The sequence below is a fragment of the Burkholderia sp. RF4-BP95 genome (genome assembly GCF_001521985.1).
Lineage (GTDB): Bacteria > Pseudomonadota > Gammaproteobacteria > Burkholderiales > Burkholderiaceae > Burkholderia > Burkholderia diffusa.
Genome location: NZ_LOSX01000027.1, coordinates 248908 through 260147, shown reverse-complemented (window position 1 = coordinate 260147; position 11240 = coordinate 248908). Strand labels below are relative to the sequence as shown.

At 71.9% G+C, this 11240-nt stretch carries 11 protein-coding genes; 2 read left to right on the top strand and 9 right to left on the bottom strand.

Going from position 1 to position 11240, the window contains the following annotated elements; translation table 11 throughout:
- Positions 1-301 precede the first annotated feature (301 nt).
- Positions 302-1045: an acetoacetyl-CoA reductase gene (gene phbB, locus WS46_RS12275; protein WP_059528281.1), complete on the top strand. Its 744-nt coding sequence runs from the start codon at positions 302-304 to the stop codon at positions 1043-1045.
- Positions 1046-1244: 199 nt separating this feature from the next.
- A complete protein-coding gene (locus WS46_RS12270; protein WP_059528278.1) occupies positions 1245-1445 on the top strand; it encodes a hypothetical protein in 201 nt (66 codons plus the stop codon).
- An 87-nt stretch (positions 1446-1532) separates the two neighbouring features.
- Here WS46_RS12270 and WS46_RS12265 read toward each other — a convergent pair whose 3' ends face one another.
- The 9 genes from WS46_RS12265 to WS46_RS12225 form a co-directional block, all read right to left on the bottom strand.
- Positions 1533-1826, bottom strand: coding sequence for a hypothetical protein (locus tag WS46_RS12265; RefSeq protein WP_059447900.1), 294 nt, complete (start codon positions 1824-1826; stop codon positions 1533-1535).
- A 22-nt stretch (positions 1827-1848) separates the two neighbouring features.
- Positions 1849-2385, bottom strand: coding sequence for a hotdog family protein (locus WS46_RS12260; RefSeq protein WP_082725315.1), 537 nt, complete (start codon positions 2383-2385; stop codon positions 1849-1851).
- Positions 2382-3200, bottom strand: coding sequence for a beta-ketoacyl synthase chain length factor (locus tag WS46_RS12255; protein WP_059690673.1), 819 nt, complete (start codon positions 3198-3200; stop codon positions 2382-2384). Before WS46_RS12255 ends, WS46_RS12260 begins: the two co-directional genes overlap by 4 nt.
- Positions 3197-4420 carry a beta-ketoacyl-[acyl-carrier-protein] synthase family protein gene (locus WS46_RS12250; protein ID WP_059690672.1) on the bottom strand — a complete coding sequence of 408 codons (1224 nt, stop codon included), beginning with the start codon at positions 4418-4420 and terminating at the stop codon, positions 3197-3199. Before WS46_RS12250 ends, WS46_RS12255 begins: the two co-directional genes overlap by 4 nt.
- A gap of 63 nt (positions 4421-4483) precedes the next feature.
- The gene (locus WS46_RS12245; protein WP_059690671.1) at positions 4484-5368 is read right to left on the bottom strand and encodes a polysaccharide deacetylase family protein; all 885 of its coding nucleotides are present in this window, start codon (positions 5366-5368) and stop codon (positions 4484-4486) included.
- Positions 5365-7848 carry an MMPL family transporter gene (locus WS46_RS12240; protein WP_059690670.1) on the bottom strand — a complete coding sequence of 828 codons (2484 nt, stop codon included), beginning with the start codon at positions 7846-7848 and terminating at the stop codon, positions 5365-5367. The genes WS46_RS12245 and WS46_RS12240 overlap by 4 nt, the downstream gene beginning before the upstream one ends.
- Positions 7848-8492 carry an outer membrane lipoprotein carrier protein LolA gene (locus WS46_RS12235; RefSeq protein WP_059690669.1) on the bottom strand — a complete coding sequence of 215 codons (645 nt, stop codon included), beginning with the start codon at positions 8490-8492 and terminating at the stop codon, positions 7848-7850. Before WS46_RS12235 ends, WS46_RS12240 begins: the two co-directional genes overlap by 1 nt.
- Positions 8489-9463 carry an acyl-CoA synthetase gene (locus tag WS46_RS12230; RefSeq protein WP_059690668.1) on the bottom strand — a complete coding sequence of 325 codons (975 nt, stop codon included), beginning with the start codon at positions 9461-9463 and terminating at the stop codon, positions 8489-8491. Before WS46_RS12230 ends, WS46_RS12235 begins: the two co-directional genes overlap by 4 nt.
- Positions 9460-11220, bottom strand: coding sequence for an AMP-binding protein (locus tag WS46_RS12225; protein ID WP_059690684.1), 1761 nt, complete (start codon positions 11218-11220; stop codon positions 9460-9462). The genes WS46_RS12230 and WS46_RS12225 overlap by 4 nt, the downstream gene beginning before the upstream one ends.
- Between the last annotated feature and the right edge of the window lie 20 nt (positions 11221-11240).

The window sequence follows — 11240 nt, the reverse complement described above, 5'->3', positions numbered from 1 at the left end:
ATGGTCAAGCGCGATGCGAAGCGCGGGCTGGCGTCGCTGTGCATCGGCGGCGGGATGGGCGTCGCGCTTGCGGTCGAACGCGATTGAGCCAGATCTGACGATATTGCACGCGGGCGGCGCCGGCCAGCACCGCCCGCGTGCGCAGCAACCTTCGCGCGGAACAAGCAGCCAACAACAAGCGTGAAGTTCCGGTGCGCCGTGCCCGCCTCGCGGGCGCCAGCGCATCGCAGCGGTGGGGCAACAGCATGTGCCATGCCGTCGCTCCGCATCATTGACTACTTTTTTGTCGGTAATTCATAGGATGACTAAGCGAATTGCAGTTGTGACTGGTGGAATGGGCGGCCTCGGCGAAGCGATCAGCATCCGGTTGAACGATGCGGGCCACCGGGTCGTCGTCACGTATTCGCCGAACAACGCGGGCGCCGATCGCTGGCTGACGGAAATGCATGCGGCCGGCCGCGAATTCCATGCGTATCCGGTGGACGTGGCCGATCACGATTCGTGCCAGGAGTGCATCGACAAGATCGCCCGGGACGTCGGCCCGGTCGACATCCTGGTGAACAACGCGGGCATCACGCGCGACATGACGCTGCGCAAGCTCGACAAGGTCAACTGGGATGCGGTGATCCGCACCAACCTCGATTCCGTGTTCAACATGACGAAGCCGGTCTGCGACGGCATGGTCGAGCGCGGCTGGGGACGCATCGTCAACATCTCGTCGGTCAACGGCTCGAAGGGCTCGGTCGGCCAGACCAACTACGCGGCCGCGAAGGCCGGCATGCACGGCTTCACGAAATCGCTCGCGCTCGAGATCGCGCGCAAGGGCGTGACGGTGAATACGGTATCGCCGGGCTATCTCGCGACGAAGATGGTGACGGCGATCCCGCAGGACATCCTCGATACGAAGATCCTTCCGCAGATTCCGGCGGGACGGCTCGGTCGACCCGAGGAAGTCGCGGCGCTGATCGCGTTTCTGTGCTCGGAGGAGGCCGGCTTCGTGACGGGCTCCAACATCGCGATCAACGGCGGCCAGCACATGCACTGACGCGCGGCGGCCCGGGCGGCGTTCGCGCGCGCGTCCGGGCCGTGCTCCCGCTGTATCCAGCGCCGGGGCGACGCGCCAAGCGCGCGGTGACGGATCACGGACGCAGGTTCGCCGCGCATGCGGCGGCCCGTGTGCGCCCGCGCTCCGGCCACCGCGTCGCGGCACGCGCGCCGCACCGGCCTCGCATTCCGGAGGAGGCATGGGTGACACCTGGATGGGACTCGCGATCGGCGGCTCGGCACTGGCCGTCGCGCTGACGATGGCGATCGCGCTTCACTGGCTCGAGCGGCGCCGCGCGCGGCTGCTGCGCAACTTCGATCATCGCGATTGCTGGCTCGTCGCGTACGGCAAGTGCCTCGCGCGCGGGCCGGCGCGTCGCACGCGCAGCGGCGCGCGCTGACGGCGGCGGTGCGGCAACGGCGCGTTCGCGCGTCGTGCCGCATCGCGCGCATTCGTGTGCCGCGCGTGGAGCGCGGGACGCCCGCGCTCAATCGCTGCTTTTCGCCGAGCCTTCGCCCGAATCGTTCTTGTGGAAGATCCGCTTCGTCGTGCGCTTGGTGGCATCCCAGCCCTCGCGCGACGCATGCGCGATGCCGTGGCCGACCGTCTTCGCGGCGCTCGCGGTCGCGTGGCCGAAGCTGCGCGCGGCCTCGCCGGTCTTGTGCGCGGCTTCCTTCGAATCGCGCTTGATGTCCTGCTTCACTTCCGACATGTCCGCGTGCGCGATCGGGCTGATCAGCGCGAGAACGAACGCGGTGCAAATGAACTGACGTGCTTTCACGACCTGGTTTCCTTGGGGCTAGTCATCGAGGGTCCGCGCGGCCGGCAGGCGGCGGAACGAGTACGCCGGCCGCCGATGCATCGAGCATCACCACGGCGCGGCCGCCGAGCAGCACGCGCTCGCCGCAGTGCAGCGTGAAGCCGTACAGCACGGAGCGGTCGTCGCCGCCGATGCGCTCGGCGTCGACGGTCAGCGGCAGCTCGAACGTGTCGAGCCGATCGACGAACGCGTCGACGTTGCGCACGCTCGCCAAATAGCCGGCGCGCGGCCGCGCGGGTTCCGTCTGCGCGTGTTGCATACCGACCAGCGCGCCATGCACGGCCATCGCCTGTGCCGCGTATTCGATTCCGCAGACCGATGCGAGCCGGCCGCGCGAGCGCAGCGGGTTGTGCGGATCGCGATGGCTCGTCGCGCTGCAGCGGATCCGCTCGGCATCCCATGCTTCGACGCGATCGAGCAAGCACATCGCGCCGTCGTGCGGAATGTGCGCGGCGATCCATGCGCGATCGAGCGTGGCCGTCGTCAGCGCAGGCATCGGCATCGAGACGGGCGTCGTCATGGCGCGTGCTCCGCCGTGGGATTCGCCGGCGCGATATCGACCTGCACGCGTGCATCTTCCAGATAATCGAGCACGACACTTGCCGTGCGCCGCGCGGCGAGCGCGTCGAGCAGCGGCAGTGCGCGCGCGGCCGGATTGCCGGTGCGCAGCGCGTCGAGTTCGGGGTTCGCGAGCGTCGTCGCCGGCGCGTCGGTGAGCTGCACGTCGATGCGCGCGAGCGTGCGTTCGCTCGCGTCGGGCGCGAGCACGAGCGCGACGCCGAATGCGTCGACGATCGGCCGTACCGCGCGCAGCGGCTCCGGATAGTCGGTGTCGTAGGCGATCAGCAGGCTCGGCACGCGATCGACCGCGACCTGGCACAGGCTCTCGAGCAGGCCCGCGGCAAAGCTGCCGTCGTGCGCGCACAGCACGTTCGACGTCGCCATCGCGCGGGTCGCGATGCTCCAGTAGCCGGCCGGCGCGTTGTGCACGGAGTTGTGAAAGCGCGTGGGCGACAGGTGACGATCGTCGCCGGCGAGGGTCTCGCAGATCGCGTGGCAGTTCTGGCCGTCGCCGCCGGACGCGCTGAACACGGTCGCGAGCGTGGCGGCATCGCGCCCGCTCGCGGCCGCCGCCTCGAGGCCGACCGCCAGCGCGACGCGCACGACGGGGCCGGTGCGGCGGCGTTCCGCCGGCGGCAGGCTGGCGGGCGGCGGCAGCACGGTGCGCGTGCTCGCATAGGCCGCGCGGCCCGCGAGCACGTCGGCCGCGTGCGGCCAGTCGTTCAGTCCCGGCCCGACGAGGCCGACGCTTTCGATGAAGGCGGTGAGGGTCATGTCGGCTCCCCGCGGCGGGCATGCTCGGCGCGGCCGAGGATCAGGCTGCAGTTCGTGCCGCCGAATCCGAACGAATTCGACAGGACCGCACGCACGCGGGCGTCGCGGCTCGCGAGCACGTAGTCGGCGGCCAGCGCCGGGTCGGGTTGCGTCGTGTTGACGCCGGCCGGCACGAACTGCTCGCGCAGCGCGAGCGCGGCGACGACCGCTTCGAGCGCGCCGGCCGCACCGAGCGTATGACCGGTCGCCCCCTTCGTCGAGCTGCACGGCGTGCGCGTGAGCAGCGCGCCCACGGCGCGGCTTTCGGCGGCATCGTTGCTGGGCGTCGCGGTGCCGTGCAGGTTCACGTAGTCGATGTCGCCTGCAGCGAGGCCGGCGGAGGCGAGCGCCTGTTCGATCGCGAGCTGGGCACCGAGCCCTTCCGGATGCGGCGACGACATGTGATGCGCATCGCTCGATTCGCCGACGCCGAGCAGCAGGATCGCGTCGTCGTCGAGCGCGGCGCGTGTATCCGGCGCGCGTTCGAGCAGCGCGAACGCAGCCGCTTCGCCGATCGAGATGCCGTCGCGCGCGACGTCGAACGGCCGGCACGGCCGGCGCGACAGCAGTTCGAGCGAATTGAAGCCGTACAGCGTCGTCAGGCACAGCGAATCGACGCCGCCGACGACGGCCGCGTCGATCAGCCCCGCTTCGATCATCCGTCGCGCGGAGCCGAACACCTTCGCGCCGGACGAACACGCGGACGAGATCGCCATCGCCGGCCCGCGCAGCGCGAAATACGCGCGCACGAACGCGGCCGGCGAATACGGGTTGTGCGTGTGCGCATAGCGGAAGCCGGCGGGCAGCGCGCCGCTCGCCGGATCGCGTTGCGCGTATGCGCGCTCGGTTTCGAGGATGCCGGACGTGCTCGTGCCGATGAACACGCCGACGCGCGCGGCGCCATGGCGCGCCACGGCCGCCGCGACGCGCGCGTCGAAGCCGTCCTGGACGAGGCCGAGTTGTGCGAGGCGATTGTTGCGGCAGTCGAAGTCGGCGAGATCCGTGCGCACGGGATGCGTATCGACACCGTCCACGGCGCCGATCCAGGTGTCGAGATCGGCGCGTTCGAAGTCGCACGGCGTGAGCCCGCCGCGTGCGTTGCGCAGCGCGTCGAGGGTCGCATCGAGGCCGCTGCCGATGCAACTGGTGGCGGTGAAGTGCGAGAGCAGGAGAGGTTTCACGAGGGTCGTATCCGGTGGCCGGAACGGGCGCCGCAGCGGGGCTGGCGGGCGCGCCGGGCATGGTCAGATTTTATCAAACGGGGGTGCCGGCATGCCCGGCTGGCCGGGCGGTTCGGGCGCGAGCGCGGCGCGCAGCGTGGTCCAGTGCAGCTGCGCATCGGCGGCCGCGCGCAGCAGCGCCGGCAGCACGTCGAGCACGACCGGTTCGCCGCGCGCGTCGCGTGCCGCGTGGCCGTCGTGCACGAGCAGGATGTCGCGCGGCGCCAGTCCGTCGAGCAGGCGGCGCGTGACGAGGTCCGCGTCGCGCGCGCGCGTGTCGAAGCCGCGGCGCGTCCAGCTGGCGAGCTGCAGGCCGAGCTCGCACAGCACCGGCTCGAGAAACGGATTGCGCAGGCCGGCCGGCGCGCGGAAGAAGCGCGGGCGCGTGCCGGCGATCTCGGTCAGCGTCTGCTGCGCGGCCGCGATTTCGCGCCGCAGCGCGGCGGGCCCCGACAGCGAGAACGTATGCCGGTGCCGCTGGCTGTGATTCTCGACCGCATGGCCGCGCGCGACGATCGCTTCGATCCACTTCGGATGGCGGCGCGCGAGATCGCCGATGCAGAAGAACGTCGCGCGCGCATCGTGACGATCGAGCAGGTCGAGCACGCGCGGCGTGACGTCGGGGTCCGGGCCGTCGTCGATCGTCAGCGCGATCCGGCGGCCGGCGCCGGCCGGCAGGCGCGTCCAGTTCGGTCCGAGCAGCGCGCTGCGCGGCCACAGGCCGGCGGCGGTCAGCGCGAGATGCGACGCGACCACGCCGCCGGCGGCCCACGGCCACGCAGCCGGTTGCGCGACGACCGCCGCGAGCGCACCCGCGTGCAACGCCGCGGCGCCCGCGATCAGCGGCGTCGGTTTCCAGCGGCGCGCATCGCCGGGCAGCCCAGGTGGAATGGACGACGGCGCGTTCATGCGCGGGCTCCTGTCAGGTCGGGACGAGCGCTGCTCGTCGCCGCGGCGCGCGGCGCGAGAATCGCGGCGAATGCGAGCGCGAGCATCGCGCCGGGGCCGACGGTCAGCCCGAAGGTTTCGAGCAGCGGCACGCGCGACAGCGCGAGCAGGCCGAAGCCGGCGACCGTCGCGAGGTTCGCGATCAGCAGCGACACGAGCGTGTACGGCGTGACCGGTTGCACGTCGTCGCGCTTGCAGAAGAACAGCGCATAGTTCGAGCCGACCGCGACGATCAGCAGCATCCCGACGAGATGCAGGATGGTCAGCGGCACGCCGGCGAGCGCGAAGCCGGCCGTCACCACCAGCACGGCCGCGACCAGCGGCGCGAGCGCGCGCACGACGCGGCGCGGCGAGCGCAGCGCGATCAGCAGCAGCACGGCGATCGCCGCGAAACCCGCGAGCGACAGCCGGATGTCCTCGTGCACATAGTTCACGTACAGGCGGTCGGCCTCGGCCTTCATGTCGACGAACAGCGCATCGGGCACGCCGGCGCGCGCGACGGCCGCGCGGATCGGCGCGGCGTCGAGCGCCGACGCCGACGCCGTCGAAGCTGAGCGTGCGGCATCCGGCGCGCGCAGCGGCAACATCGCGCTCCAGCGGCCCGCGCGCTCGGTCAGCAGCGCGTCGACGGCGAGCGCCATCGACGTGCCGCGCAGGTCCGCGCGCGTGATCGGCGGCGCGTGGCGTGCGGCTTCGACATCGGCGATGAACGGTGCGAACAGCTCGGGCCGCACCGAGATCGGCTGGTTCGCGACGGCCGCACGCATGCGCGCGGCGAGCACGTCCGCGTCCGGCAGGCTCGCCTGGCGCGCGCGCTGCGCGGCGTCGCTCGGCAGGTAGCGCGCGGGACTTTCGAAGCCCGCGAGCGTGCCGCGATCGACGAGCGGCTGCAATTGCGCGGCGACCTGTTCCGCGCGTTCGAGCGCGGCCTGTTCGGTCGGCGCGGAAATCACGACGAGGTAGCGCACGTCCGGCGCGCCGACATCGGCGCGCAGGCGTGCGTCGAGGGCCTGCGCGCGGGCGGGAACGGGGCTCAGCGCCGCAAGCTCGCGGCTCCACAGGCCGTCGCGATGCAGCACGAGTGTCGCGCACGCGGCGAGCACGAGCACGGCGAGCGGCCAGCGCAGCCGCGGCGCCGCAGCGGCCGCACGCGCGAGCACCGCGCCGACGCGCGACACGTCGCGAATCGCGACGTGCTCGCCGCGCAGGTGAGGCAGCACGAAGCGCGTGACGAGCGCGGCGGCCGTCAGCCCGGCGATCGAGTACAGCCCGAGCTGCACAAGGCCGGGAAAACCGGAGAACAGCATCGACGCGAAGCCGCACACGGACGTCAGCACGCCGAGCCGGATCGTCGGCCAGTACGCGGCGACCCATGCGCGCGTCGCGTCGGCGGGCCGCGCGGTGCCGCGCGCGCCGACTTGCGCCGATTGCACGAACAGGTAGATCGAATAGTCGACGGCTTCGCCGATCAGCGTCGTGCCGAAGCCGAGCGTCAGCCCGTGGACCGTGCCGAACGCGACGCTGACCGCCGCGATGCCGGCCGCGATGCCCGTCAGCACCGGCAGCAGCCCCAGCGCGAGCGTGCGCGGCGAGCGGTACAGCGTCAGCAGCAGCGCGACGATCAGCACGACGCTCGCCGTCGACAGCCGCTCGACGTCGCGCCGGATCGTGTCGCGCGTGTCGACCGAGAACACGCCGGGGCCGGTCATCGCGAGCGTGTACGCGGCGCGGTTCGGCAGCGCCTGCGTCGCGGCGGAGAACGCGCGGCGCACCGCGTCGATCGCGCGCGCCTGCGCGTCGGTGTCGGAACCGGCGGCGGCCGTCTGCACGACCAGCACCGCGCGCGTGCCGTCGCGCGACACCCACACGCCGTCGCGCATCGCGGGCTGCGCGCCGCTGTCGAGCTGGTCGACGAGCGCGGTCACTTCGCCGGTCGGGTCGCGCGGCAACATCGCCTTCGCGACGAGACCCGCCGACGAGCTCAGCAGGTCGAGGCTGTCGCCGAGCGCCTGGTGCAGGCCGTCCGCGCTGAAGCGTTGCGGCGAGACGGCCGGGCTCAACAGGTAACGATGGTCGAACACGAATTGCCGGTCGCGCGCGTCGTTGACGGCTTCGCCGTTGTTGATCGCCGAGAATTGCCGGTCGGCGCGCAGCGTGCCGGCGACGCGCCGCGACAGCGCGGCGCGCGTGGCCGCATCGCCGCCGTCGATCGCGACGAGGATCAGCCGCGACACGATGCCGTCACGCAGTTGATCGACGAGCACGCGCTGCCCGGCGCTCGGCGCGCGCGGCAGGAACGCGGACAGGTCGGCCGTGAAATTCGCGCGGGCGATCGCGATCCCGCACGCGACGAGCGCGAGCAGCCACACGAGCACGGCCCGCTGCCGCCACGCGGACGGGCGGTGCGCGACGGGGGCGGTCGGCCGGGTGCGCTCGTCCATCACTTCGCCGGGACGGGTTGCAGGCGCATCGTCGAATGATCGCCGTCGGCCTGCTGGATCGCGACGCTGCGCAACACGTCGCGCGAGCCTTCGAGCGTGATCGTGCTGACGACCTTCAGCATCCGCGAATCGAGCGGCGTGAGCATCAGCGTCCAGTCGTCGCCGCGACCGGCGAGCGCGACCTTGTAGACCTGCTCGAGCGCGTAGCGATTGCCGGCGAGCGTCGCGCGGATGCTGTCGATGAACGCGCCGAGCTCCGGATAGCGCGCGAGCGCGAGCGTGTATTTGCGGTTGTTGCGCTCGACGGTGAGCATGTCGCCGTCGACGACGAGATGTTCGGGCTTCGGACTGAGCGTGTGCTTCTCGAGGTGGTCGGGCGCGACGAACACGAGTTCGCCCGACGATTCGAGCGGTTGCGCGGCGATCGACAGCGACTTCGTCTCGGTGAACGTCGCGCGTCCGGACTTGTGCTGCGCGAGCGTCGACATCAGCCGGTCGAGGGTCCACGCCGAACCGGTGTCGGCCGCGTGCGCGGGCAGCGCGAGCGCGACGGCGGCCGCGATGGCGAACGTGCGCGCCGAGCGTCGCAGCGCGGGCGCGGACGGCAGCGGGAGCAGCGACAGGAAGCGGAGAACGGCGGTCATGCGTCGGAATCCCTCGTGGCGGACAGGCCGGCGCACGCGCGCGCATCGTCGCGGCGCGCGGCGGCCGTGCCGGTCTGCCAGAAATCGAAATAGTTGAACCAGTTGTACGGGGCCGCGCGGCAATACTTGTCGAGCAGCGCGACGTAGCGCGCGAGCGCCGCGTCGACGGCCGCCGCGCGCGCGTCGCGGCGCACGTCGGAGAAATCGGCGAGTGTCTCGAAGTGCACGTCGTAGCGGTTGCCGTCGCGATAGAGGCCCGTCATGAACAGCACCGGGCGCCGCAGCATCGCGGCCATGTACAGCGGCCCGAGCGGAAACGCGGCAGGTGCGCCGAGCAGCGGCAGCCGCCGCAGCGAGGTTGCCGCATCGTCGAGCAGCGTGCGGTCGGCGAGCATGCCGACCATGCAGTTCGCGTCGAGACGCTCGCGCACCTTCAGCATCGAGTCGACCTGCCCGAGCGGAATCACTTCCGGTTTCGCGGCCGGGTTCACGGCGGCGAGCGTCGCGTTGATCTTGCGCGCGTTCTCTTCGAACATCGTGACGACGACGCGCAGGTCCGGACGCGTGCGGCCGATCGCGCGAACGACTTCGAAGCTGCCGAGGTGCGCGCCCATCAGGAATGCGCCGCGCCCGCCCGCGAGCGCGTCGTCAACCTGCGTTTCGCCATGCAGCCGGATGTCGAACAGGTCGAAGCGGCCGTTCATCAGGTAGATGCGGTCGTGGATCGTCGCGGCGAACGTGAACACGTGCCGATACACGTCGCGCCAGCGCGCGGGACGGCCGAGCGCGCGGCGCAGATAGTCGCGCGACGCCGAGCAGGCCGCCGGCGAGAACAGCACGAAATAGGTCGCGATGGCATGCAGCACGACACGCGACGGCTGCCGGCCGAACCGCAGCGAGATCCAGGTCATCGCGCGCAGCAACGCCGCGTTGCTGCGTTCCTGGCGCTCGGCCCACGCGGTGCGCTTCATGGCCGTGCACCGTCCTGCGCGGCGGCCGGCGCGGACAGCACGCCGGTGGCGACGTCGCGCGCGCCGGCGCGCAGCGTGAAGCGGATCGCGCCGCCGGCCGCCGCATCGAACGCGAGATCGAGCGGCTCGCCGGGCGCGACCGGGCTGAGGAATTTCGCGGAAGCCAGCCGCCACGTGTGCAGCGGGCGGTTCAGCGACGCGCCGAGCGCGGCGATCGCGTGATCGAGCAGCACGACGCCCGGCACGATCGGATGACCGGGGAAATGACCGGGCAGCGCCGGGTGATCGGCGGGAATCGTGAATGCGAGCGGCGTATCCGTCTCGGCGCGCGCGCTCGCGTCGGCCGCGGCGGCGCGCGTGTGCCGTGCGACGAGCGCGGCGAGCACGTCGCGCGGCAGCTTGCCCGTTTCGTTGCGCGGCAAGGCGTCGACGAATACGAGCGGACGCGGCATGAAGGCGGGATCGATCCGTTCGCGCAGCGCGCGCTGCAGGTCGGCCGCGGCGAGCGTCGGCGCGACCACGAGCGCGACGAGCCGCGTGACCGGTTCGCGGGGTGCATCGGCGTCGGCTGGTGCGGCATCGTCCGGCATGAAGAACACGCCGTCGACGACGTCGGCGATCGCGTTCAGTTGGTGATTCAGATAGGCGAGCGACGTGCGCTTGCCCGCGATGTTGACGAGGTCCGCCTTGCGGCCGTGCAGCAGGAACCGGCCGTCGCCGAGCAGTTCGAGCGCGTCGCCCATCGGCACGGGGGTTTCGACGTGTCCGCCCGACGCCCACACGGTCGGGCCGCTGTCGTCGCCCGCGGCGTCGCGGCCCGGCCCGTCCTGTGCCGCGCGCGCGTCGAGGCGGATGCCGGGGAACAACTGCCACGTCGCGCCTTGCGACGTGCGGCGCGTCGCGATCTGGCCGGTCTCGGTGCTGCCGTAGATCTCGACGAGCGGCGCATCGAGCGCGGCCTCGGCTTCGCACGCGAGCTTTTCCGACAGCGGTGCGGTGGCCGACAGCACGAGCGCGGCCGGCGGCAGCGCATGGCCGGCCGACAGCAGCGCGCGCAGGTGAATCGGCGACGTGACGAGCACGCGCGGCTGCGGGATCGCGGCGAGTTCGTCGCGAATGTCGACGGGGTAGAACGGCTGGCGGTTGCTGAATGCGAGGCCGCCGATCAGCGCGAGCAGCACCGTCGACTCGAAGCCGTACATGTGTTGCGCGGGCACGGTGCCGATCAGCGTGGCCGCGCGGCCGTCGAGCAGGCCGAGGCGGTCGGCCGCCGCGCGCACGCAGCCGACCAGGAAGCCCCAGGTCTTGCGGTGCGGCACCGGCGCGCCGGTCGAGCCGGACGTGAACACGTACGCCATGATGCGCGACGCGTCGATCTGCTGCACCGCGAACGGCGCGTCGTCGAGGCGGTCGCCGGGTGCGGCGTCCGGATAGGCGAAGCGCGGCAGGTCGATCGTGCAGTCCGGCGCGTCGTGCAGACAGAACGCGTCCGGTGCGAACGTCGCGAGCTGGCGCACCATCTCCGGCGTGTGCGTCGACGGCAGCAGGCTGATCCTGCCGGCGACGAGCGCCGCGCACAGGCTGACCGCGAAGCGGTAGCGATCGCGGCACACGTTGAACACGTGACCGCCGGCGGGCAGTGCGGCGGCCACGCGCGCGACGTCGGCGACGAACGCGCGCACGCTGACGGGCGTGCCGTCGCGCCAGGCGATCGTCTGGTCCGGCGAGGAATGGAACACCAGCGGGTAAGTCGGCATAAATCGGCTGAAGCGGGAGA

What these genes read in the sequence shown, in the direction of transcription:
- phbB (WP_059528281.1), top strand. Translation starts at nt 302, where the DNA reads ATGACTAAGCGAATTGCAGTTGTGACTGGTGGAATGGGCGGCCTCGGC.
- WS46_RS12270 (WP_059528278.1), top strand. Translation starts at nt 1,245, where the DNA reads ATGGGTGACACCTGGATGGGACTCGCGATCGGCGGCTCGGCACTGGCC.
- WS46_RS12260 (WP_082725315.1), bottom strand. Translation starts at nt 2,385, where the DNA reads ATGACGACGCCCGTCTCGATGCCGATGCCTGCGCTGACGACGGCCACG.
- WS46_RS12255 (WP_059690673.1), bottom strand. Translation starts at nt 3,200, where the DNA reads ATGACCCTCACCGCCTTCATCGAAAGCGTCGGCCTCGTCGGGCCGGGA.
- WS46_RS12245 (WP_059690671.1), bottom strand. Translation starts at nt 5,368, where the DNA reads ATGAACGCGCCGTCGTCCATTCCACCTGGGCTGCCCGGCGATGCGCGC.
- WS46_RS12240 (WP_059690670.1), bottom strand. Translation starts at nt 7,848, where the DNA reads ATGGACGAGCGCACCCGGCCGACCGCCCCCGTCGCGCACCGCCCGTCC.
- WS46_RS12235 (WP_059690669.1), bottom strand. Translation starts at nt 8,492, where the DNA reads ATGACCGCCGTTCTCCGCTTCCTGTCGCTGCTCCCGCTGCCGTCCGCG.
- WS46_RS12230 (WP_059690668.1), bottom strand. Translation starts at nt 9,463, where the DNA reads ATGAAGCGCACCGCGTGGGCCGAGCGCCAGGAACGCAGCAACGCGGCG.
- WS46_RS12225 (WP_059690684.1), bottom strand. Translation starts at nt 11,220, where the DNA reads ATGCCGACTTACCCGCTGGTGTTCCATTCCTCGCCGGACCAGACGATC.